18 protein-coding genes and 1 tRNA gene are annotated in these 22,219 nt (G+C 66.0%); 13 read left to right on the top strand and 6 right to left on the bottom strand.

The window, feature by feature from the left end:
• Positions 1-96: 96 nt before the first annotated feature.
• Genes ASF77_RS22715 through ASF77_RS22705 form a run of 3 tightly spaced genes read left to right on the top strand, consistent with a single transcriptional unit; the run spans position 97 to position 5,017 of the window.
• Positions 97-2,220: an Ig-like domain-containing protein gene (locus tag ASF77_RS22715; RefSeq protein ID WP_056345269.1), complete on the top strand. Its 2,124-nt coding sequence runs from the start codon at positions 97-99 to the stop codon at positions 2,218-2,220.
• A gap of 34 nt (positions 2,221-2,254) precedes the next feature.
• Positions 2,255-3,868, top strand: a complete 1,614-nt coding sequence (gene aroKB / locus ASF77_RS22710; protein WP_056345266.1) for a bifunctional shikimate kinase/3-dehydroquinate synthase AroKB — start codon at positions 2,255-2,257, stop codon at positions 3,866-3,868.
• A gap of 9 nt (positions 3,869-3,877) precedes the next feature.
• Positions 3,878-5,017 (top strand): deoxyguanosinetriphosphate triphosphohydrolase, encoded by a 1,140-nt coding sequence (locus tag ASF77_RS22705; RefSeq protein ID WP_056345264.1) that lies wholly within the window; start codon positions 3,878-3,880, stop codon positions 5,015-5,017.
• A gap of 153 nt (positions 5,018-5,170) precedes the next feature.
• Here the strand turns inward: ASF77_RS22705 and mutY are convergent, their stop codons facing one another.
• Genes mutY through mutM form a run of 3 tightly spaced genes read right to left on the bottom strand, consistent with a single transcriptional unit; the run spans position 5,171 to position 9,053 of the window.
• Positions 5,171-6,271 carry an A/G-specific adenine glycosylase gene (gene mutY / locus ASF77_RS22700; protein ID WP_056345260.1) on the bottom strand — a complete coding sequence of 367 codons (1,101 nt, stop codon included), beginning with the start codon at positions 6,269-6,271 and terminating at the stop codon, positions 5,171-5,173.
• Positions 6,268-8,187, bottom strand: a complete 1,920-nt coding sequence (locus ASF77_RS22695; protein WP_056345258.1) for a dynamin family protein — start codon at positions 8,185-8,187, stop codon at positions 6,268-6,270. The genes mutY and ASF77_RS22695 overlap by 4 nt, the downstream gene beginning before the upstream one ends.
• A 20-nt stretch (positions 8,188-8,207) precedes the next feature.
• Positions 8,208-9,053 (bottom strand): bifunctional DNA-formamidopyrimidine glycosylase/DNA-(apurinic or apyrimidinic site) lyase, encoded by an 846-nt coding sequence (gene mutM, locus ASF77_RS22690; RefSeq protein WP_056345255.1) that lies wholly within the window; start codon positions 9,051-9,053, stop codon positions 8,208-8,210.
• A gap of 98 nt (positions 9,054-9,151) precedes the next feature.
• Between mutM and ASF77_RS22685 the strand changes: the two genes are divergently transcribed.
• The 8 genes from ASF77_RS22685 (at position 9,152) to ASF77_RS22650 (ending at position 16,445) form a co-directional block, all read left to right on the top strand.
• Positions 9,152-10,960: a tetratricopeptide repeat protein gene (locus ASF77_RS22685; protein WP_056345253.1), complete on the top strand. Its 1,809-nt coding sequence runs from the start codon at positions 9,152-9,154 to the stop codon at positions 10,958-10,960.
• A 66-nt stretch (positions 10,961-11,026) separates the two neighbouring features.
• Entirely contained in the window at positions 11,027-11,638 is a 612-nt protein-coding gene (locus ASF77_RS22680) for an outer membrane lipoprotein LolB (RefSeq protein WP_056345250.1), read from the top strand.
• Positions 11,639-11,649: 11 nt separating this feature from the next.
• Positions 11,650-12,534 (top strand): 4-(cytidine 5'-diphospho)-2-C-methyl-D-erythritol kinase, encoded by an 885-nt coding sequence (gene ispE, locus ASF77_RS22675; RefSeq protein ID WP_056345337.1) that lies wholly within the window; start codon positions 11,650-11,652, stop codon positions 12,532-12,534.
• A gap of 70 nt (positions 12,535-12,604) precedes the next feature.
• Positions 12,605-12,681 (top strand) — tRNA-Gln (locus ASF77_RS22670).
• Between the two features lie 143 nt (positions 12,682-12,824).
• Positions 12,825-13,775, top strand: coding sequence for a ribose-phosphate pyrophosphokinase (locus ASF77_RS22665; RefSeq protein ID WP_056345247.1), 951 nt, complete (start codon positions 12,825-12,827; stop codon positions 13,773-13,775).
• Between the two features lie 189 nt (positions 13,776-13,964).
• Complete coding sequence (locus ASF77_RS22660) at positions 13,965-14,558, top strand: 50S ribosomal protein L25/general stress protein Ctc (protein ID WP_056345335.1); 594 nt, start codon at positions 13,965-13,967, stop codon at positions 14,556-14,558.
• 150 nt (positions 14,559-14,708) lie between these two features.
• On the top strand, positions 14,709-15,293 hold the full coding sequence (gene pth / locus ASF77_RS22655) for an aminoacyl-tRNA hydrolase (RefSeq protein WP_056345245.1): 585 nt from the start codon (positions 14,709-14,711) through the stop codon (positions 15,291-15,293).
• A 54-nt stretch (positions 15,294-15,347) separates the two neighbouring features.
• On the top strand, positions 15,348-16,445 hold the full coding sequence (locus tag ASF77_RS22650; protein ID WP_056345242.1) for a hypothetical protein: 1,098 nt from the start codon (positions 15,348-15,350) through the stop codon (positions 16,443-16,445).
• Positions 16,446-16,512: 67 nt separating this feature from the next.
• On the opposite strand, the gene ASF77_RS22645 is transcribed toward ASF77_RS22650, so the two are convergent.
• A complete protein-coding gene (locus tag ASF77_RS22645; RefSeq protein WP_056345237.1) occupies positions 16,513-17,184 on the bottom strand; it encodes a discoidin domain-containing protein in 672 nt (223 codons plus the stop codon).
• A 257-nt stretch (positions 17,185-17,441) separates the two neighbouring features.
• Here ASF77_RS22645 and ychF point away from each other — a divergent pair, with 257 nt between their 5' ends.
• Entirely contained in the window at positions 17,442-18,533 is a 1,092-nt protein-coding gene (gene ychF, locus ASF77_RS22640; RefSeq protein WP_056345234.1) for a redox-regulated ATPase YchF, read from the top strand.
• Between the two features lie 234 nt (positions 18,534-18,767).
• A complete protein-coding gene (locus ASF77_RS22635) occupies positions 18,768-19,388 on the top strand; it encodes a DVUA0089 family protein (RefSeq protein WP_056345231.1) in 621 nt (206 codons plus the stop codon).
• 45 nt (positions 19,389-19,433) lie between these two features.
• Here the strand turns inward: ASF77_RS22635 and ASF77_RS22630 are convergent, their stop codons facing one another.
• Both ASF77_RS22630 and ASF77_RS22625 read right to left on the bottom strand, forming a co-directional pair.
• The gene (locus tag ASF77_RS22630; protein ID WP_056345228.1) at positions 19,434-21,740 is read right to left on the bottom strand and encodes a VIT domain-containing protein; all 2,307 of its coding nucleotides are present in this window, start codon (positions 21,738-21,740) and stop codon (positions 19,434-19,436) included.
• Positions 21,737-22,168, bottom strand: a complete 432-nt coding sequence (locus ASF77_RS22625; protein ID WP_056345224.1) for a helix-turn-helix domain-containing protein — start codon at positions 22,166-22,168, stop codon at positions 21,737-21,739. The genes ASF77_RS22630 and ASF77_RS22625 overlap by 4 nt, the downstream gene beginning before the upstream one ends.
• Positions 22,169-22,219: the final 51 nt, after the last annotated feature.

Genomic DNA, 22,219 nt, shown 5'->3' with positions numbered 1-22,219 from the left:
CCTGAGAGACACCAACCCCCAACCAACACCCGGTGCCGGATCGTCCTGTCGACGTTCCGGCATTTTTTACAGCTGACAAAGAACAGGAACAACAACATGCTGCAAGCATCCACCCGTACTTCTTCCGCGGCCGTCAAGCGCACGGCGGCCCTGACCCTGATCGCCGCCGCGGTGCTGAGCGCCTGCGGCGGCGGCGGCGGCGATCCCGGCGCGGTGCCGCCCAAGTCCGGCACCGGCACCGGCACCACGCCTACCACGCCCACCACGCCCACCACGCCGACGACCCCGACCCCGGTCGCGACCGAAACCAAAGTCGCCGTGACCCTGGCCGACGGTTCCGGCAATGCGGTGAACAGCCTGTCCGGCGGCCAGAGCGGCACGCTGAAGGCAACTGTCCTGGGCCCGGACGGCAAGCCCGCGACGAATGCGATCGTGCAGTTCGCTTCCGCGACCGAGGGCATGGTCGTCTTCACGCCGGAGACCGGTTCGGCCCTGACCGACGCCAACGGCGTGGCCACCGTGCTGGTCAAGCCGGCCACCTACACGACCGCCGGCGCCCTGGCCCTGAGCGCGACCGCGGTCGTCGAAGGCAAGACCGGCAGCAATGGCATGAACATCGCCATCGGCGCGGCGCCGCTCACCGTCGGCGCGCTCTCGTTCGCGCCGGCCCCGACCGGCGCGCTGCCGGCCTTCAGCACCCTCGCCCTGAACATTCCGGTCACCAGCGCCGGCCAGAAGGCGGACGTGTCGACCGGCCTGGCGCTGACCTCGCTGTGCGTCGGCGACGGCACCGCGACCCTAGTGCCGGGCGCGATGAGCAATGGCGTGCAGACGGCCACCTATACGAACAAGGGCTGCGTGCGCCAGAAAGACATCATCACGGCGGCGATCGGCAATTCGAGCCAGACGATCGGCATCGACGTCACCGCGGCCAACATCGGCACCGTGCAGTTCGCCAGTTCGAGCGCCACCGGCACCTCGATCGTGCTGAAGGGTTCCGGCGGCCAGGGCCGCTCGGAATCGGCGCAGGTGACCTTCCGCGTCGTCGACCAGCAGGGCAACGGCCTGGCCGGCGTCGATGTCGATTTCAGCGCCACGACCTATACCGGCAACCTCGCCATCAGCCCGCTGCGCGCCACCACCGACAGCACGGGCAACGTCAGCGCCACGGTCTCCTCGGGCACGATCCCGACGCCGGTGCGCGTGATCGCCACCGCGCGCCGCAACGGCGCCAGCATCACCGGCCTGTCCGACACGCTGACGATCTCGACCGGCCTGCCGATCCAGCGCTCGATGTCGCTGAGTGCCGAAAAGGTCAACTTCGAAGGCTGGGAGTACGACGGCGAGACGGTCAAGGTGAGCGCGCGCATGGCCGACCAGTACGGCAATCCGGTGTCGGATGGCACCGCCGTCAACTTCGTCACCGAAGGCGGCGCCATCGGCAGCGCGTCCCAGGGCGCCTGCCTGACTTTGAACGGCGAATGCTCGGTCGACCTGCGCAGCCAGAACTTCCGTCCGACCAATGGCCGCGTCTCGCTGCTGGCCTTTGCCCAGGGCGTCGAAACCTTCGTCGACATGAACGGCGACGGCCAGTACAGCTGCACCGACTTCGTCGACGCCAACGGCAACGTGCCGGCGACCTACCGTCCGCTGGTCGACACCTGCCGCTCCGGCGGCGAGCCGTTCACCGACATGGGCGACGCCTTCCTCGACAACAACGTCAACGGCACCTACAACCCGGCCGACAACGACCTGCCGTTCCCGTACAACCGCGGCAGCTACGCCGCGGCCGGCAACGGCAAGTGGGGCCTGAACTACATCCGCATGCCGCTCGAGGTCGTGTTCAGCGGCTCGTTCGCGAGCCTGACGCGCATGGTCTGCACGGGCAGCACCTGCCGCGACTGGACGGCGGCCGACGGCGCCGCCAACGAACTGGTCGATGCGGCCGGCACGGGCTGCAAGTCGCAGGACCTGTACGTGCGCATCGCCGATCTCCACGACAATCCGATGCCGGCGGGCACGACTGTGACGGTCTCGTCCGCGAACAAGGTAACGGCCTCGATCGTGGCGCCGGAGGCGATCGGATCGACGAATGCAGTCGGCGGCACCATCCATTGGCTGACCGTCACCCCGGAAGCGTCGTGTGCGGTAGGCGACATTACGCTCCAGGTGAAGACGCCAAAGGGTAATATTAGGGCGTTCAAGTTCAACGCAATCTAATGTGAAATCCGAAAATGTGTTTCTTGTCGGACTGATGGGGTCCGGCAAGACCACCATCGGCCGGCTGCTGGCGCGCCGGCTGAACAAGCGCTTCGTCGATTCCGACCACGCGATCGAGGCGCGCACCGGCGCCACGATCCCGTGGATCTTCGAGATCGAAGGGGAGGCCAGCTTCCGCCGGCGCGAAGCGGACATGATCCGCGAACTCACGGCCCAGCGCGGCATCGTGCTGGCCACCGGCGGCGGCGCCGTGCTCGACGCGGCCAGCCGCGCCCATCTCGCCGAACGCGGCACCGTCATCTACCTGCGCGCCGGCATCGGCAGCATCCTGCAACGCACCTCGCACGACAAGAACCGTCCGCTATTGCAGACGGCCGACCCGCGCCGCAAGCTCGAAGAGCTGCTGGCCCAGCGCGAACCGCTGTACCGCGAGATTGCGGACCTCGTCATCGATACCGGCCGACCTAACGTACAATCGATGGTTCAGACAATTTTGGACCAGCTCGACGCGCTCAATTCGGCGCGCTCGCGGCGCGCAAGGGCGGCATCGATGAATCAAACGGCACACACCAATCTCAACGTCGAACTGGGCGAGCGCAGCTACCCGATCGCGATCGGCCCGGGCGTGCTCGGCGACAGCGCGCTGCTGGCGCGTCAGCTGGCCGGCACCAAGGTCGCCATCGTCACCAACACCACCGTCGCGCCGCTCTATCTGGACAAGGTGGCCGCGCCGCTGCGCGCGGCCGGACGCGAGGTGGTCGAGATCGTCCTGCCCGACGGCGAAGAGCACAAGGGTTGGGGCTCGCTGATGGCCGTGTTCGACGCGCTGCTGGCGAATAAATGCGACCGCAAGACGACCCTGGTCGCCCTCGGCGGCGGCGTCATCGGCGACCTGACCGGCTTTGCCGCCGCCAGCTACATGCGCGGCGTGCCCTTCGTGCAGATCCCGACCACGCTGCTGGCGCAGGTCGATTCCTCGGTCGGCGGCAAGACCGGCATCAACCACCCGCTCGGCAAGAACATGATCGGCGCGTTTTATCAACCGCGCGCGGTGCTGGCCGATACCAGCACCTTGTCGACCCTGCCGGACCGCGAGCTGTCGGCGGGCCTGGCCGAAGTGATCAAGCACGGCGCCATTCTCGACGCCGCCTTCTTCGACTGGATCGAAGCGAACATCGCCCGCCTGGTGGCGCGCGATCCGCAGGCGCTGTCGCACGCGATCGCGCGCTCCTGCGAGATCAAGGCCGACGTGGTGCGCAAGGACGAACGCGAAGGCGGCCTGCGCGCCGTGCTGAACTTCGGCCACACCTTCGGCCATGCGATCGAGGCCGGCCTCGGCTACGGCACCTGGCTGCACGGCGAAGCCGTCGGTTGCGGCATGGTGATGGCGGCCGACCTGTCGCGCCGCCTCGGCCTGATCGACGACGCCAGCGTCGAACGCGTGCGCGCGCTGGTGAAAGCCGCCGGCCTGCCGACCGTGGCGCCGAACCTCGGCGTCGCGCGCTGGATCGAGCTGATGGAAGTGGACAAAAAGAACGAGGGCGGCGCCATCAAGTTCATCCTGCTGAAGCCACTGGGCAGCCCGAGCATCGCAAGTGTGCCGCGGGAAGTGCTGGAAGCCACCCTGGAAGCCTGCATACAACATTAAGGAAGCCGCATGATCGATTTCGACGCCCACCTTGCCCCGTATGCCGCGCATTCGAAGGGTTCGCGCGGACGCCGATACGAGGAACCGGCGCCCGGTTCGCGCAGCCAGTTCCAGCGCGACCGCGACCGCATCATCCATTCGACGGCCTTCCGCCGCCTCGAGTACAAGACGCAGGTCTTCCTCAACCACGAGGGAGACCTGTTCCGTACGCGCCTGACCCATTCGATCGAGGTGGCGCAGATCGGGCGCACGCTGGCGCGCAGCCTGCGCCTGAACGAAGACCTGGTCGAGGCGACGGCCCTCGCGCACGACCTCGGCCACACGCCCTTCGGCCACGTCGGTCAGGACGTGCTCAACGAATGCATGAAGGACTACGGCGGCTTCGAGCACAACCTGCAAAGCCTGCGCGTGGTGGATCACCTGGAAGAGCACTACGGCGCCTTCGACGGCCTGAATCTCACCTTCGAGACGCGCGAGGGCATTTTGAAGCACTGCTCGCTGAACAATGCGCGCACGCTGGGCGAGCTGGGCCAGCGCTTCCTCGACAAGACCCAGCCGAGCCTGGAAGCGCAGCTGACCAATCTCGCCGACGAGATCGCGTACAACAACCACGACATCGACGACGGCCTGCGTTCGGGCCTGCTCACGATGGCGCAAATGGAAGAAGTCGACCTGTTCGCGCGCCACCGGCATGCGGTGGAAGCGCAGTATCCCGGTTTGCCGGGCCGGCGTACGCTGTACGAGACGATTCGCCTGATGATCACCGCGATGACGGCCGACCTGGTCGACACCTCGGCCGCGCTGCTGCAGGACGCCGCGCCGCGCAGCATCGACGACGTGCGCACGTCGCCGCCGCTGATCCGCTTTTCGGACACGATGCGCGCCGAGACGACGGCCTTGAAACGCTTCCTGTATGCGAACCTGTACCGCCACTTCAAGGTCAACCGCATGCGCGTGAAGGCCAGCCGTATCGTGCGCGAGCTGTTCGACGCCTTCATGACGGATCCGGTGCTGCTGCCGCCGGACTACCAGGTAGCCTCGGGCGACACCATGAAACAGGCGAGGAAGATCGCCGATTACATCGCCGGCATGACGGATCGGTATGCGATTCGCGAGCACAAGCGGATTTTTTCGCTCGACGAGTTGTAGAGCAACGTGGTGGTATGTTGGGGCACGTACGCGTGGGCATGCCCACCCTACGGTGCACTGCAGCTACCATTGAGTTTTGACGTTAACGGTGGCGTAACGTAGGGTGGGCTCTCCGAGCCCACGCGTTCATCGCGCGCGCAGAGTTGGCGCCGGCTAGAACAAGCTCGGGCGGGCAAGATCCAACAACAGCTTCTTCACCGGCGCGGGCAGGGCAGCCTCGCCCACATCGGCCAGCTTCACCCACACATACCTTTCCGGCGTCGCACCGCGTTCGCGCAAGCTCACCTTGTGCGGATGGATATGCAGCTTGTAGTGCGTGAATACATGCACCAGCGGCAGCAGCGCCTGCACCTCCTCGGCCTCGCCGAGCGACGTCAACGACGCCGCCAACGCAATGCCGCCGTCATGCGCGACGTCGATGCCGACGTGGCCAGCGGCTTCCGGCAGCGACAGCAATCCGCCCCAGATCCCGCTGTCCGGACGCTGTTCGAGCAGCACCTGGCCGTCATGCAGGACGACCAGCATGTCGGCGCGCTTTTCCGGCGTGGCCTTCTTCGGTTTGCGCACCGGCAGTTCCTCGGTGCGGCCGGTGGCGTAGGCCACGCAGCGCGCCTGCAGCGGGCAGCGGCCGCAGTCGGGTTTCGAACGCGTGCACAGGGTCGCGCCCAGATCCATCAAACCCTGCGTGTACGACTCCATGCCCTCGAGCGGCAGCAGCGCCTCGGCGCGGCGCCAGAGACCGTCCTCGATGCGCTTCTCGCCCGGATAACCCTCGACGCCGAACACGCGCGCGAACACGCGTTTGACGTTGCCGTCCAGAATGGCGGCGCGGGTGCCGTTCGAAAAGGCGGTAATCGCGGCGGCGGTGGAGCGGCCGATGCCAGGTAAATCCGCCAGCAGGGCCGGATCGGCCGGGAACTGGCCGCCGTAGTCGCGCACCACGCGGATCGCGCAGGCATGCAGGTTGCGCGCGCGTGTGTAGTAACCGAGCCCGCTCCAGTGCGCCATCACGTCCTCGATCGGGGCATTCGCCAGATCCTGCACGGTCGGGAAGCGTTCCAGGAAGCGCGCGTAATAGCCGAGTACCGCGGCCACCTGCGTCTGCTGCAGCATGATCTCGGAGAGCCAGACGCGGTAGGCGTCGCGCGTGTTCTGCCAGGGCAGCGAGTGGCGCCCGTGCGCGCGCTGCCAGTCGATGACGGCTTGCGCAAAGCCCGGGTATTCCAGCGAATCGAATTCGGTCAAACGTTTCAAGCGGCTTCTTTCAAAGGGGTGTCGACGAGTGCGGCGCCGACGGCATCGTTCAGCGCGGCCAGGCGCCGGCGCTGCTGTTCCAGTTCGTCCTGGCTGGTCTCGAATGCGGCGATCTTCTGTTCCAGGCTGTCCGTCGCATCGTGGATGCGCTGGATCGACGAGAGACGATGGCGCAGCTGTTCCTTGTGCTGGCGGATCTGGGTCTCGAGCGGCACCATGAGCACCTTCAGCCAGGCCTCGACCTCGGCGTTGGCGGCGCGGAAGCTCCGGCGCACGCTCGAGACGATGGAGTCGAAGAAGCGTTCGAGCAGGGTGCTGCGGCTGGTCATGAGCAGGGTGGCGGTGCCGAACTGTTTGACATAGAGCGCCTCGACGGCCGCGATCTCGTCGCGGTAGCGCGCCAGCGACAGCGGCACCGGCGGCGACAAGGTAAGCCCGTGTTCGGCCGCGAAGCCGCGCACCATGGCGTCCATCACCGTGCCGATCTCGGCGACTTGCGCGGCGGCGCCATCGATGCTGGCGCGGGTGTTGTCGAAGAAGGCGCGCACCGGCGCGCGCATGCCGGTGGCGAAGCGCGCCGCATGCAGGGCCAGGCGCACGCTCTCGGCCTGGCGCGCCACGGCGTCCATGTCGAGCGTCGAATACAGCTCGGTCGACAGCGCCGCGAAGCGCGTGCGCGCGTCCTGCAGGCGCAGCAGGCCGGCGTCGAAATCCTTCCGCTCGGCCTCGATGCGGCGCATCATGTGCGCCAGCACGTTCTGATTCTTGCCCCTTAAACTTTTCAGTTCCTGCAGCTGCTCGACCAGGCCGCGTCCGCGCGCGTTCAGCGCCGCCGTCTGCGCGGCGTCGAGCGCCGCCAGATCCTCGCGCAGCGCGCCGCCGAGGATGGTCTTTTTTTGCGGGATCAGGCCGTGCAAGAGGGCCGCTTCGAGTTCGCCCAGGCGGCTGCGCTCGAACAGATCCATGTCGCCCTGGATGCGGCCGACCAGCGCCTTTTGCGCCGACACCGGATAGACCTGCTCGGGCGACAGGCCCAGCTGCCGGGCGACGCTGGCCTGCTGGCGCGCGATCTCGGCCGCATTCTCGTCCTCGCTGCGCAGCGCATCCCACATCGCGTCGATCTTGTTGAGGACGACGATGCGGCCCGGCCCCGCGCCGATATGGGTACGCCAGACCTCGATGTCGCTGCGCGTGACGCCGGTTTCGGCAGCCAGCACGAACAGCACCGCGTGCGCGTTCGGGATCAGGTTCAGCGTCAGTTCGGGCTCGGTGCCGATCGCGTTCAGCCCTGGCGTGTCGAGGATCACCAGGCCCTGTTTCAGCAGCGGGTGCGGCAGGTTGATGATGGCGTGGCGCCACTGCGAGATCTCGACCAGGCCGTCCGCACCGAGCGCGTCGGCCAGCTCCGGGTTCTCCGGATCGTACAGGCCGTAGGCCTGCGCTTCCTCGGGCGCGACGCGGCGCGTCATGCTGACCTGGCGGAAGGCCTGCGCCATGCGCTCGGGCGCGTCGAGCTCGAGCGGCAGCACTGTCCAGGCGGAGGCATCTTCGCGGAAGTCGCTGGTCGACAGCTGGCGCGCGCGGGTCTCGATCGGCAGCAGGCGGATGCAGGGTTCGTACGCGGCGTCCCACAGCAGTTCGGTCGGGCACATGGTGGTGCGGCCGGCGGAAGAGGGCAGGATGCGCTGGCCGTAGTCGGCAAAGAAGATCGCGTTGATCAGCTCGGATTTGCCGCGCGAGAATTCGGCGACGAAGGCAACCGAGAGGCGGTCGTCGCGCACCCGTGCCGCAGCCTGCGTCATGCGCTGGGCAGTTGCCGCATCCGCGATGTCGGCCCTGGCCAGAGCCGCGCGATAGTCGTCCAGTGCGGCTGCGATCGATGCGCGCCAGGCGCTGTAGTCTTGGATATCTTGCATGGTTTGCCCGTGAAATTGGCCTAGCGCTGGCAGGTGGCGCAGTAGAACGTCGACCGCTGCCCCTGCTTGATCTGGCGCACCGGCGCGCCACAGTTTCTGCAAGGCACTCCTGCACGATCATAGACGAAATACGTCTGCTGGAAATAGCCGGATTGACCATTCACGGCAATAAAGTCTTTTAAGGTGCTGCCGCCCTGGACGATGGCCTCCGCAAGGATCTCGCGGATCGCCGCCGCCAGCTTGTCGTAGCGGGCGCGGCTGATGCGGCCGGCCGGGGTCTTCGGGCTGATGCCGGCCTTGAACAGGCTTTCGCAGGCGTAGATATTGCCGACACCGACGACGATGTCGCCCGCCAGCAGCACCTGCTTGATGGGCGCGCTACGCTTACGCGTGGCCTTGTACAGCAAATCTGCCGAGAATTTGTCTTCGAGCGGCTCGACGCCGAGGCCGCGCAGCAGGATGTGCGCGTCGATATCGCCATCGTCATGCGCATGCCAGAGCACGGCGCCGAAGCGGCGCGGGTCGTTCAGGCGCAAGACCTGGGATTGGGACGGGGACTGCGCGCCATCGTTCACCACGAGGTCGAAGTGATCGTGCTTCTTCGGTTCGACGCCTGGCGGCAGCACGCGCAAATGGCCCGACATGCCGAGGTGGACGATGAGGGTGCCGGTGGCGAAGCCGATCAGCAGGTACTTGCCGCGACGGCCGACCTGCGTGATGCGCTGGCCCACCAGGGACTCCGCAAGGTGCGCCGGAAACGGCCAGCGCAGACCCTCGCGGCGGAACACGACCTGCTCGACGATGCGGCCTTCCAGGTGCGGCGCGACGCCACGCCGCGTGACTTCTACTTCGGGGAGTTCAGGCATGAAGATCTGACAAAATACTTGTAAATTCGTGTTGCGCCCGCGCACGCGCAACGGGGCTTGGGCGTAGAATCGAACATCATTCCACACATGGACTTGCCTTGAAAAACGCTTTCGTCATTGTAACCCTCTCCGGCCTGCTGTCGGCGTGTGCTGTGGCGCCGCAACAGCAGCCTGTTGCGCAATCGGCGCAGCTCTCGCCCGAGCAGCAAGCCGAGGCCAAGGCCGAGGCGCAGGCGAAGGCCGAGCGCGATGCGAAAGCCGAGCTCGAGGCTGAAAAGGCACGCCTGCCGAAGGTCGAACTGACGAGCACGCTGCTGAACCAGCTGCTGAAAGCCGAATTCGCCTTCCGCGGCGGCGACTGGCAAGGCCCATATCTCACCATGCTGAGCCTGGCGCAGCAGACGCGCGACCCACGCCTTGCCCGGCGCGCCGCCGAGATGGCGCTGGCCGCGCGCCAGCCCGAAGACACCCTGGCCGCCGTGCGCCAGTGGCGCCAGCTCGACCCGGAATCCGACGAAGCGACCCAGTACTATCTGGGGATGGTGATCCTGTCCGACAATATCGCGGACGCGGAAGAAATTTTCCGCAAGCGCCTGGAGGGTGCCCCGGCGCCCGTGCGCGGCGTCGTGCTCTATCAGGTGCAGCAACTGCTTTCGCGCGCCAAGGACAAGGAAGCGGCCAATGCCATGCTGGAGCGGGTGGTGGCGCCGTACCGCAATACTCTCGAGGGCCATGTCGTCATGGCGCAAAGCGCGATGACGCGCGGCGACAAGGCCCAGGCTCAGCGCGAGGCGCGTGCCGCCCTGGCGCTGAAGCCCGATTCCGAAATCGCGGTATTGACCCTGGCACAGGCGGGCGAGAACGAAGCGCAGGTGCGCCAGCTGCTCTCGAGCTTCCTCGCGGCGAATCCGAACGCGCGCGAAGTGCGGGCAGCGCATGCGCGTTTGCTGGTCAACGAAAAACAGTTCGAGGCCGCGCGCAACGAATTCCTGTTGCTCGACAAGCAGCAACCCGACAACGTGACGACCCTGTACGCGCTGGGCGTGCTGTCGACGCAATTGAACGACCCGGCCGGCGCCGAGCGCTATTTCACCCGCTTCGTCGACGTGCTCGGACGCAATCCGGAAGACGAACGCGACCCGTCGAAAGCCCTGCTGATCCTGTCGCAGCTGGCCGAGGAGCGGGGCGATATCCCGGCCGCCGTCGGCTGGCTCGATAAGCTGCCGGAAGGCGACGAAAAGGCCGCCTTCGGCGCCCAGTTGCGCCGCGCCCAGCTGCTCGGCAAGGGCGGCGACGTGCCGGCCGCGCGCCGCCTGCTGGCCTCGCTGAAGCCGAGCGAACCCGCCGCCCAGGCGCAGGTCGTCGCCGCGGAGGCGCAGGTGCTGCGCGACGCGGGCCAGCACGCGCAGGCCTTTACCCTGATGCAGGAGGCGGCGCGCCGCTTCCCGGGCAACCCCGACCTGCTCTACGACTTCGCGCTGCTGGCGGAAAAGAACGGCCAGTTCGAGGTGATGGAAAAGACCCTGCGCGAGGTGATGCGCCTGGCGCCCGACAACCACCACGCCTACAACGCCCTCGGCTACTCGCTGGCCGAACGCAATGTCCGCCTGGAAGAGGCGCGCGGGCTGGTCGAAAAAGCCCTGGCCATGGCGCCGGAGGATCCCTTCATCATGGACAGCATGGGCTGGGTGCAGTATCGCCTGGGTAACCTCGACGCCGCCGAAGCCCACCTGCGCCGCGCCTATGGCCTGCGCCGCGATCCCGAGATCGCCGTCCACCTGGGTGAAGTGCTGTGGCAGAAGGGCAAGCAGGCCGATGCCCAAAAGCTGTGGCGCGAGGCGCGCGCCAAGGATCCGCAGAACGACACGCTGCGCAGCACGCTGGCGCGCCTGCGTTTGTCGCTGTGAAATAATGTCGAATCATCACGGCGGGCCGGATGCCCGCCGTTTCTTTTTTTACTCGTCCCCTGACCGATGCTTTATAACCGCCATGTTTCCCTGATCGTGCTCGCCGCCGCGCTCGCCGGCTGCGCCACCACCGCCACCCAGCCGTCCGCCACCACGGGCGCGCCGGTCGCCGCCACTGCCTACCGCGAGACCATCGAACTGACCGGCCGCCTGCAGGTGAGCTACAAGAAGGACGGGCAGCCCGGCAACATGAACGGTCCCTTCGAGTGGTCGCAGCGTCCGGGCCAGCTCGACGTGGTCTTCCTCAATCCCTTGAAGCAGATCGCCGCCACCATCAACGTGACGCCGCAACAGGCGACCTTCACGGAGGCCGGACGCGCACCGCGCAGCGCCGCCGACATCGATACGCTGAGCCGGGAAACCCTCGGCTGGCCGCTGCCGGTCTCCGGCCTGCGCGACTGGCTGCAGGGTTACGCCACCGATGCCTCCGGCAAGCGCTTTGCCGCCTCGGCGGCGAACAACAGTGTCTTCACCCAGGACGGCTGGCGCCTGCGTTTCGTCTCCTGGCAGAACGCGAAAGAGGGCGGCCAAATGCCGCGCGAGATCGTTGCCGAACGCAGCGCCACGGCCGACGCCGACGAACTGTCGATCCGCATCCTGCTCGATCCAGCCGCATGACCGGCACGAACATGCGCCGCTCGCTCCACGATTGCCCGGCCCCGGCCAAGCTGAACCTGTTCCTGCACGTCGTCGGCCGCCGCGCCGACGGCTATCACCTGCTGCAAAGCGTGTTTCAATTGATCGACCGCGGCGACACGCTGCATTTCGATGTCCGCGACGATGGCCGCATCCAGCGCACGAACGAGGTGCCCGGTGTGCCGGAAGAGTCCGACTTGATCGTGCGCGCCTTGCAGCGCCTGGCCACCGCGTATGGAGAACGTCACGGCCACGCCGCGTCCGGGATCGACGTCGCCATTCAAAAAATCCTGCCCATGGGCGGCGGGCTCGGCGGCGGTTCGTCGGACGCGGCGACGGCGCTGATGGCGGCCAACCACCTGTGGCAGGCCGGTTTCACGGATGCCGAGCTGATGGAGATCGGCCTGCCGCTGGGCGCCGACATTCCCTTCTTTATCTATGGCCAGACCGCTTTCGTCGAGGGCGTGGGGGAGGCGATGCAGCCGCTGGCCGGGCCCGATTGCTGGTACGTCGTGGTCGAGCCCGGCGTCTCGGTGCCGACCCCTGCAATTTTTACGGCGCAGGATTTGACGCGCGACACGAAGCCCGTTAGAATAGCGGACTTTCCTGAAGCGAACTTATTAAGTGAGTTTGGGAAAAATGATTTGCAAGCAGTGGCGTCCCGTTTATTTCCGCCGGTAGCAAAGGCGATCGAATGGCTGGGGCAGTATGGTGCGGCAAGGATGACTGGTTCGGGAGCCTGCGTGTTTTGTGCGCTGCCGGATGAGGCGACGGCGGATCGGGTGTTGGGGCAGGTTCCAACGGCCTGGCGCGCATGGAAAGCCCGGTCTTTGCAGCGACATCCGATGAAATCGCTCTTGCAAAACAATGAGTTGTAGAATAAAATTTTGCCTGTTGCAGGATTTGACGAGCAGTCGTCAAGATGCTGCAGCAAGCTGTAAGTTGCGTAGGGGAATCGCCAAGCTGGTTAAGGCACCGGATTTTGATTCCGGCATACCAAGGTTCGAATCCTTGTTCCCCTGCCATTCGTTTTATCCGGGCTGTCGATACGAACGTGTCCAGCGGATGAATCGGGCGAGCCGCCCAGACGGACGCCCTAACGCTAATCAGCCGGTATATCCGGCTGATTGTTTTTCAAAGTATCAACGCTCTTCTCTCAGGACTCCCCATGGCTTACGAAAACCTGATGGTTTTTACCGGCAACGCTAATCCGGCGCTAGCAGAAGGGGTCGCAAAAAGCCTCGGTATTCCTCTCGGCAAGGCCGTCGTCTCGAAATTCTCGGACGGCGAAGTCATGGTCGAAATCAACGAGAACGTGCGCGGCAAGGATGTCTTCGTCCTGCAATCGACTTGCGCGCCGACCAACGACAGCCTGATGGAAATCATGCTGATGGTCGATGCCCTCAAGCGCGCCTCGGCCGGCCGCATCACCGCCGCTATTCCTTATTTCGGTTACGCCCGCCAGGATCGCCGTCCACGCTCGGCGCGTGTCGCGATCTCGGCCAAGGTCGTGGCCAACATGCTCGAAGAAGCCGGCGTCGAGCGCGTCCTGATCATGGACTTGCACGCCGACCAGATCCAGGGTTTCTTCGACATCCCGGTCGACAATATCTACGCATCGCCGCTGCTGCTGGGTGACCTGCAAAAGCGCAACTACGACGACCTGCTGGTCGTCTCGCCGGACGTCGGCGGCGTGGTGCGTGCCCGTGCCCTGGCCAAGCGCCTCGGCTGCGACCTGGCGATCATCGACAAGCGCCGTCCAAAGGCGAACGTGTCGGAAGTCATGAACATCATCGGTGAAGTCGAAGGCCGTAACTGCGTCATCATGGACGACATGGTCGACACCGCCGGCACGCTGACCAAAGCCGCCGAAGTGCTCAAGGAGCGCGGCGCCAAGAAGGTCGTGGCGTATTGCACCCACCCTGTGCTGTCGGGCCCGGCCATCGAGCGTATCTCGAACTCGCCGCTGGACGAACTGGTCGTCACCGACACCATCCCGCTGAGCGAAGCCGGCCGTGCCTGCGGCAAGATCCGCCAGCTGACCTGCGCGCCGCTGCTCGCCGAAACCTTTAAACGTATCGTGAAGGGCGACTCGGTCATGTCGCTGTTCGTGGACTAAAGAATCAAGCAGCAACCTGCGGCGCGCCCGGCTTCATGCCCGGCGCGCCGTTGTACCGTTAGCAGAATTTGTTTTTCTTGAGCGCTTGTAGGGCGCTCAGCCAAGCCAGCCCCTGGTCGCGGGGGCGGGCACAACCGGGAAATCGGGCAGGAATAGCCTGCATGCGATCCCAAACTTATGGAGTTTCACATGAAAGTAGTTGCATTCAACCGCACCCTGCAGGGCACCGGAGCGAGCCGCCGCCTGCGCAAGGCTGGCCAGACCCCAGGCATCATCTACGGCGGCACCGCTGCCCCACAACTGATCGCCCTGGACGGCAACGCCCTGTACCACGCGCTCAAGAAAGAAGCTTTCCACGGTTCCGTGCTCGACCTCGAAGTCGAAGGCCAGACCCAGCAAGTCCTGCTGCGCGATTTCCAGATGCACGCATACAAGCAACTGGTGCTGCACGCTGACTTCCAGCGCGTCGACGCTTCGCAGAAGATCCACACCAAGGTCGCCCTGCACTTCATCAACGCCGAGATCTCGCCAGCCGTCAAGCTGAGCAGCGCTGTCATCTCGCACGTGCTGAACGAACTGGACGTGTCCTGCCTGCCAGGCCAACTGCCAGAGTTCATCGAAGTCGACCTGAGCAAGCTGGAAGCCGGCCAGTCGATCCACACCGGCGACCTGACCCTGCCGGAAGGCGTGACCGCAGTGACCCATGGCCAGAACCTGACCATCGTCACCTCGTCGATCCCACGTGGCGCCGTCGCCGCCGAAGCGACCGAAGAGAAGAAGTAATTGAAGGACGCTGTCGGCCGCCGCGCAAGCGGGGGCTGAAAGAGGCCGGTTTGGCTCTTCTTCTCAAAACCCGCCGTGCGCAAGCCGGCGGGTTTTTTAATTCCCGCTCGCTATTTCGGCGATAATTCCTCTTTTACTGACGCGACCGTTATGTCCATCCGCCTCATCGTCGGCCTCGGCAACCCCGGGCCCGACTACGAACAAACCCGCCACAATGCCGGCTTCTGGCTGGTCGACAACCTCGCCAACAGCCTGCCCGGCTGCCGCCTGCAGCGCGAAAGCCGCTTCAACGCCATGATGGCGAAGACGAATATCGGCGGCAAGGAAGTCTGGCTGCTCGAGCCGCTGACCTTCATGAACCGTTCCGGCCAGTCGGTCGGCGCGCTGGCGCGCTTCTATAAGATCAACCCGGACGAGGTGCTGGTCGTGCACGACGAGCTCGACCTGATGCCGGGCGTCGCCAAGCTGAAAAAGGGCGGCTCCTCGGGTGGCCACAACGGCTTGAAGGACATCACGGCCGCTCTCGGCACCCAGGAATACTGGCGCCTGCGCCTCGGCATCGGCCACCCGCGCAGCCTGAACCTGCAGCAGGGCGTGGCCGACTTCGTGCTGCACCGCCCGCGCAAGGACGAGCTAAGCCTGATCGAGGAATCGATCGACAAGGCGCTGCGCATCATTCCGTTGGCCGTCGAGGGCAAGCTCGACACGGCGACGATGCAGCTGCACACTGCCTGACGCGCGCCGGCCCACGCTCCGGCGCAAACCTGCCCATCCTGCGATAATTTCAGGATGAGCACACTTTCCTTCCACGCCGGCCCGCGCGCGCTGGCCCGCATCCGCGCACACGGTCTGCAGGCGTCCGACATCGCCGTCGTACCCGCCGCCGCCGGCGGCCCCAAGGGCTTGATCTTCCAGGCGCTCGATCAGTACGTGTTTGGCGAGTGGTTCCCGGGCAGCCCGCGCGAGCGCACCCTGATCGGTTCCTCGATCGGCGCCTGGCGCATGGCCGCGGCCTGCCAGCGCGATCCGGTGAAGGCCTTCGCCCGCCTGGGGCAGCTGTATGCGGGGCAGCGCTACACGACCACCAAGCCCAGCCCGCAGCAGATCAACGAGGTCGTGCAGGGATTCCTGCATGAATTCGTCAGCGGCCACGAGGGCGATATCCTGAGTCACCCGCTGCACCGCCTGCAATTGCTGGCGGTGCGCGGCAAGGGCGCCCTGGCGCAGCCGGCGCACCGGCGTGCCGAGATGCACGGCTTCGCCAGCGCGGCGCTCACCAACTTCGCTTCGCGCGCACGCCTGGGGAATCTGCTGGAACGGGTCGTGCTCGGCGATGCGCGTGCCCCGGCCACCTGGCTGCGCGAACCCTTCGACAGTTTCACGACACATTTTTCCGCGCTTACGCCGGGTAACCTGGCCGCCAGCCTGCTCGCCTCGGGTACGCTGCCCCTGATCATGCAGCCGGTCACCGCCATCGCGGGCGCGCCTGCAGGCTGTTACTGGGACGGCGGCATCATCGACTACCACCTGGCCTTGCCCTATGCCCGCATCGAGAAGGAAGACCCAGACGCCATCGTGCTGTATCCGCACTTTAACGAACACATCGTGCCAGGCTGGCTCGACAAGGCAATGCCCTGGCGCCGCTGCGCGCGCGGGCCGAACCGCAGCTGGCTCGACAACGTGCTGATTGTCGCGCCCACGCCGGCGTTTTTGAAAACGCTGCCGCGCGCCAAGCTGCCGGATCGCGCCGACTTCAAGTTCTACGGACTCGACCACGATGCCCGCATCAAGGCCTGGACGCAGGCGATGGGCGAAGGGCAGCGCCTGCGCGACGAGCTGGCCGCCTTCATCGAACGGCCGGATCTGTCACGGCTGCGTGCGATCTGAGCGATCGCCGGCATATAAAAAAACCGCTGCGCAGGCAGCGGTTTTTTTGTGCGGATCAGATCCGATCTCAGCCGCGCTTGCGGCGCAGGCCCAGCGCGGCAAGCATGCCCAGGCCCAGCAGGGCGACGCTGCCCGGCTCCGGCACCGCGGTCGGCGCGACGTATTCCTTGCCGAAGAATTCGAGCTCGCCTAGCTGGTGGGCATCGGCCGAGACCGTCGAGAAGGTCTGGTAGCGGAAGATGCTGTAGGCAGCCGGCAGCGCGAAATCGGTGCCGACGGAGTATTCGATGGTCTGGTAGCGGGCGCCGCGCCATGGCGACGTGCCTTCGTTGTTGTACGAGAAAATTGGCGTGTAATTCTTGCCGTCGTTCGAGCCCAGGATTTGCCAGACGTCCGAATCGCGCCCCTCCACGTCGTTGGCCGACGTCACCGTGAAGCTGCTCAGCTGGTAACGCTTGCTGCCGAAGTCGGCTTCGACCCAGCCGTTGAGGTCACAGCACCACTTGGCGTCGCCCGCGCCCACGCTATTGTCGAATACGTTGAAGGCGCCTTCGCTATGGAAATACGGCTTGTTCAACGAGCGGAAGGTCGCGTCGTAATTGAGGTTGGCATCGACCGAGCCATTGTTGTCCGGGTCGGTCAGGTCGCCGCCCCGAAGGCCGCCGATCACGCTGGCGCCGTGGGCCGAGCCGGCAAGCAGGGCGGTGGCGGTGAACAGGGCGAACAAGCTGCGTTTCATGTCAATTTCCTGGTTGGTTGTTTTGTTCTTTTTATAAAGCAATTAATGTTCCAGTGAAATAAGTTATTGAACGGAAAGGAATATTTGTTAGCGGGAAAAAATCGAGCTGCTCCGCTGTAAAAAATTCCGACAGGCAAAATGGGCGTAGACGTTTCTCCATGCGCCTGTTTTTGCGGCAAACGTGGGCGTCCGCGGTTACAATACGGGGTTACGAGCCGCGCAACCGGGCTCACCACTATCGAAATGAAAGAATTCCCATGAGTCTCCAATGCGGCATCGTCGGCCTGCCTAACGTCGGCAAGTCCACCCTGTTCAATGCGCTGACCAAGGCCGGCATCCCGGCCGAAAACTACCCGTTTTGCACGATCGAGCCGAACGTCGGCGTGGTCGAGGTGCCGGATCCGCGCATGCAGGCGCTGGCCGACATCGTCAAGCCGGAACGCGTCGTCCCGGCCATCGTCGAATTCGTCGACATCGCCGGCCTGGTGGCGGGCGCGTCGAAGGGCGAGGGCCTGGGCAACCAGTTCCTGTCGCACATCCGCGAGACCGACGCCATCGTCAACGTGGTGCGCTGCTTCGAGGACGACAACGTCATCCACGTGGCCGGCAAGGTCAGCCCGATCGACGACATCGAAGTCATCCAGACCGAACTGGCGCTGGCCGACATGGGCGCCGTCGAAAAGGCGATCCACCGCGAAAACAAGAAGGCGCGCTCGGGCGACAAGGATGCCGCCAAGCTGGTGGCCATCTGCGAACGCATGCTGCCGCACCTGAACGAAGGCCAGCCGGTGCGCACCCTGGGCCTGGACGCCGACGAGATGGCGCTGATCCGCGAACTGCACCTGATCACCGCCAAGCCGGCGATGTATGTCGCCAACGTGTCCGACACGGGTTTCACCGACAACCCGCTGCTGGATCAGCTGACCGCGTTCGCGAAGAAGCAGAACGCGCCGATCGTGGCGATTTCCGCCGCGATCGAATCGGAAATCGCCGAGATGGAAGACGCGGACAAGAAGGAATTCCTGGCCGACATGGGCATGGAAGAGCCGGGCCTGGATCGCCTGATCCGCGCCGCCTATAAACTGCTCGGCCTGCAGACCTATTTCACCGCCGGCGTCAAGGAAGTGCGCGCCTGGACCGTGAAGGTCGGCGCCACCGCCCCGCAGGCGGCCGGCGTGATCCACACCGACTTCGAACGCGGCTTCATCCGCGCCCAGACGATTTCCTACGACGACTACATCGCCTATAAGGGCGAGGCCGGCGCCAAGGAAGCGGGCAAGATGCGCGCGGAAGGCAAGGAATATGTGGTCAAGGATGGGGACGTGCTGAACTTCCTGTTCAACGTCTGATCCACGGCTTGCCGGCATGCCTGCCGGCGACGACAAGGCCCCGCGTGCGGGGCTTTTGTTTTTGCATATTCAGCGCCATCCGGCCAGGAATGGAACCGCGAGTCTGTCGGGATGTTTTACAGTCGGTTCGCACGGCGCGCCGCCTTCCGTCCCAAATCATTGATTTCTTTCATTAATTTCCTCAAGGTACGGGAATTGCTTGTTCCCGGCTTTCGCGTCACTACCGCAACCACCATGCACACCTTATTCCGTACCTTGCTGACCAGCGCTGCCCTGTTACTGTGCCAGACCGCCAGTGCCGTCGTCATCAACGGCACCATCGGCACCATCGACGGGAATGGCGACGGCGAGAAGGCCGAGCTGAAGGTGGCGCGGGTGGCGTTCACCGTCAGCGCCGATACCCGGTTGTTCTTCGATTCGCTGGTGATGGAGCCGCACAGCGACCTCAATGGCGACGGCCATATCACCGGGTTCGACAACGTGATGCGCCTGTTCGACGGCGGCACCCAGCTGACCTGGAACGACGACTCGTCCTTTACCTACGACGACGGTTCCCAGCACCTGTACGACTCGGCCTTCGGCTGGACGTTTGCCAAGGCCGGCACCTACATCGTCACGCTGGGCAAACGCGGCTACGACGAGGCCGATGCGCTGCGCGGCTACCAGAAAAACCAGGTCTACCAGCCGTATTACGGACACGAGGCATTCGGCGCCTGGCGCCTGGGCCTGAATCTGCTCGCCGGCAGCGTCGACAACGTCCACGAGATCGGCACCGAAGTCCCCGAGCCGGGCACGCTGGCGCTGTTCGGCGCCGGCTTGCTGGGTGCGGGCTGGTTGCGGCGCCGGCGCCGCTGATCGCTTTCGGCCATCGATCGCCAGCCCGCCGCGCGCGGGCTTTTTTCATGCGGCTGCGCGCGCTGCCTCGTCCTGTGTGTCCGGCGCTGGCGGCAGGGCAGGCCAGGCATCCGCCGTCATGCCGGCCAGCGCGTCCGCGATGCGCGCAGCGAGGGCGGCGTCGGCTTGAGCGGGCAGAGAGACGCGCCGCGCCAGGCCGATGCGGTTCGCGAAAGTCAGCGCCGCCTGCGCCATGCAGTGCAGGAAGCTGGCGACCACCTCGTCCTCGGGGTGCGTGCCGCCGAAGGTGTCGCGTAGCCAGGCCACCAGGGCTGGATCGATCTTCGCGGCCAGCAGGTCGTCGTAGCTGCGATCCCAGAGCGCATGCGGCGTGGAGCTCAGCATCTGCTGCAAGACCAGCGGCGTCAGATAAACGCTTTCCGTTTCGTGGTGCCAGAGACCGGCCATCAATTGCGCGAGCGAGCGTTTCGGCGCGCGTTCGCCATCGTCGGAGCGCCTGAGGAAAGCCGGCAAGTCGTTGTCCGTCGCGCGCATGGCGGCGAGGATCGCGTCGCTGGCCGCTTCGCGCCGCCAGACGGCCGGTTGACGCATGCCCAGGCCGTCACCCGCGTGTACCGAGCCGGCGCCGGCCCAGCCGGCCGGCAGCATCTGTCCGACGTGGCGCAGCTGCGGCATCTGCAGCGCCTTCTCGCCGGCTGCGCGCTCCAGCGTCAGGAGAAAACTGGTGTGCTCCGTGACCAGGCTGTAGGCGCAGGCGAGGCGGCGGTGTTCGGCGATGCCGGGCGCATCGTCGCCGTGCAGGCGTGCGTGCACGGCCAGGCGGGCGAGGGCGCCGTCGTCCTGTTTCGCCGTTACCGCCGCGCGGCCGATCTCGTGTTCGCGCCCGAGGGCGTCGCGGCCGTACAGGCGCAGTTCGTCGTCCTCTATTTCGCCGTCGGCCAGCGCGGCCGCGTGCACCGTATCGTCCGCGAACACGGTATCCGGCAATCCTGTCCAGGTGGCCGTGCGCCCGCTGGCCCAGGCCAGGCGCAGGGCGTCCATGCGCGGCGAGCGCAGGCGCGCGAACATGCGCCCGACCGCCGCCGCCACGCCTTCGCCGGGCGCGACGAAATCGATCGCGCCGCGGGTCGCCCGCGCCAGCCGGCGCAGGTGGCCCTCGGCCGGACTGCTGCCGATGGCGACGATGAAGAGCCGGCATTTCGATGCGCGCGCCGCGTCGATCACGGCATCGATGGCGTGGATCTGGCCGTCGGTGACCAGCAGCACGTCGCCGCCCGCGGCCGGATCGAGCGCCATGGTGGAGACGAGGGCAGCCGCCATCTCGGTGCCGCCCAGGTCGGCCTGCAGGTCGCCGATCCAGCGGCTGGCGCTCAGGCGCGTGACGTCGGTGCTCTTCCACAGTGCATGGCTGCGGTGCTCGACCGTATCGCCGAAGCGCGACAGCGAAAAGCGGTCGTCCGTGTCGAACCCTTTGACGATGGCTTGCAGCGCCTTGCGCGCGGCGCCGATGCTGTCGCCGGCCATCGAGCCGGAGCAGTCGACCAGGATCCTGGCGCGCACCGGTTTCGCATCAAGCCGCGCCATGCGCGGCCGGAATCCGGCCAGCACCGCCGTCTGTCCCGGCGTGAGCGGATCGGGCGCCGCGGTCGCCGTCGAGTCATGCGCCAGTCCCTCCAGCGTGAGGAGGAAATCGCGATCCAGCGCGGCGGCGCCGGCCAGGCGCACGGTCACGCCGCCGGCATGGGCGCGCACACCGATGCGGTGGCTGGGCGAAGCGATGGCGGCGCCGGCAAACGCAGGCGCCAGTTCCAGGATCAGGCCGAACGGATACTCGGCGCACAGGTCGGGTTCCGGCGCCTGGTGCGGCGCGAGACCGGCGTCAACCTGCGGATCGCCGTAGCGCGGCGCGATCACGGTCGGCACGCATATGCGCAGGCCGTCGCCGGCAAAAGCCAGCGTCTGGGCATAGCGCAGGACGATCTCGCCGGTCTCGCCCGGCGCCAGGTTGCCGATGTTCAGGCAGTAGCTGCCGTCGTGGGTCTTCTCCAGCATCACGGCGCTGTCGCCTTCGGCCAGGCTGTCCTCGTAGCGCCCGGCGGCCAGGATCTTCTCGACCACCGTGCCGGTGAGACGCCGTTCGCCCAGGCGCACCGTCATCGCCAGCAGGACGGCATCGGCCGGCAGCGGGAAGCTGTAGACCAGTTCGATGTGCGCGCTGCCCGGATTGCGGAAGGTCTGCGTCGCCGTGATATCGAGCAGCATGCCGTGCACGCGCCCGTCCACGCGCATGCCGTCGAACACGGCTTGCCCGCCGTTGCGGGAGGTGAGTCGTGCGTGGGTCGCTTCGGTCATGCGGAGTCTCCTTCGGTGGGTTGGCCTGCTTCGGTGATCTGTGCGTGGAGGGCGAGGGCGCCCGCCAGGAATTGGCGCAGCCGTTCGGGCGACAGGCCGGCGCGGCCCGGTTCGATCACGAGCTCGATGCCGTCGGCGATCAGGATGTGGCTGCAGACCTCGACCGATCCCGGCTGGCGCGGACGCGGCGGCGGCGCCGCTTCGGCGCCGTGCAGCAGCTCGCGGATGCGATCGAGCGAAAGGCCGGCGGCCGTCCACTTCTTGATCAACAGGAGCTGTTCCAGGTGGCGCGCGCCATAGCGCGCGGCGCGGGTCTCTCCCTCGGGCCGGTCGACCAGGCCGATCTGCACGTAGTAGCGCACCGTGCGCGCGGGCAGGTCGGCGAGAAGACAAAGCTCGCTCAGAGTGTGGGTTATCGGCGTATTCATACAGTGCATTAAAACAGCATTGGTGTATGAATGCAAGGGGAGCCGTCGTCA

Origin of the sequence: Massilia sp. Leaf139, from assembly GCF_001424165.1 — a bacterium.
Taxonomy (GTDB): Bacteria; Pseudomonadota; Gammaproteobacteria; order Burkholderiales; family Burkholderiaceae_D; genus Telluria.
The sequence above is the reverse complement of the archived record's forward strand: the minus strand, read 5'-3'. Positions and strand labels throughout refer to the sequence as shown.

Bases quoted from the DNA above. Each gene is read 5' to 3' on its own strand.
- ASF77_RS22635 (WP_056345231.1), top strand. From the start codon at position 18,768: ATGCACACCTTATTCCGTACCTTGCTGACCAGCGCTGCCCTGTTACTG.
- mutM (WP_056345255.1), bottom strand. From the start codon at position 9,053: ATGCCTGAACTCCCCGAAGTAGAAGTCACGCGGCGTGGCGTCGCGCCG.
- ASF77_RS22680 (WP_056345250.1), top strand. From the start codon at position 11,027: ATGCTTTATAACCGCCATGTTTCCCTGATCGTGCTCGCCGCCGCGCTC.
- ASF77_RS22650 (WP_056345242.1), top strand. From the start codon at position 15,348: ATGAGCACACTTTCCTTCCACGCCGGCCCGCGCGCGCTGGCCCGCATC.
- ASF77_RS22630 (WP_056345228.1), bottom strand. From the start codon at position 21,740: ATGACCGAAGCGACCCACGCACGACTCACCTCCCGCAACGGCGGGCAA.
- ASF77_RS22625 (WP_056345224.1), bottom strand. From the start codon at position 22,168: ATGAATACGCCGATAACCCACACTCTGAGCGAGCTTTGTCTTCTCGCC.
- ASF77_RS22695 (WP_056345258.1), bottom strand. From the start codon at position 8,187: ATGCAAGATATCCAAGACTACAGCGCCTGGCGCGCATCGATCGCAGCC.
- ASF77_RS22715 (WP_056345269.1), top strand. From the start codon at position 97: ATGCTGCAAGCATCCACCCGTACTTCTTCCGCGGCCGTCAAGCGCACG.
- ychF (WP_056345234.1), top strand. From the start codon at position 17,442: ATGAGTCTCCAATGCGGCATCGTCGGCCTGCCTAACGTCGGCAAGTCC.
- pth (WP_056345245.1), top strand. From the start codon at position 14,709: ATGTCCATCCGCCTCATCGTCGGCCTCGGCAACCCCGGGCCCGACTAC.
- ASF77_RS22665 (WP_056345247.1), top strand. From the start codon at position 12,825: ATGGCTTACGAAAACCTGATGGTTTTTACCGGCAACGCTAATCCGGCG.
- ispE (WP_056345337.1), top strand. From the start codon at position 11,650: ATGCGCCGCTCGCTCCACGATTGCCCGGCCCCGGCCAAGCTGAACCTG.
- ASF77_RS22705 (WP_056345264.1), top strand. From the start codon at position 3,878: ATGATCGATTTCGACGCCCACCTTGCCCCGTATGCCGCGCATTCGAAG.
- ASF77_RS22660 (WP_056345335.1), top strand. From the start codon at position 13,965: ATGAAAGTAGTTGCATTCAACCGCACCCTGCAGGGCACCGGAGCGAGC.
- aroKB (WP_056345266.1), top strand. From the start codon at position 2,255: ATGGGGTCCGGCAAGACCACCATCGGCCGGCTGCTGGCGCGCCGGCTG.
- ASF77_RS22645 (WP_056345237.1), bottom strand. From the start codon at position 17,184: ATGAAACGCAGCTTGTTCGCCCTGTTCACCGCCACCGCCCTGCTTGCC.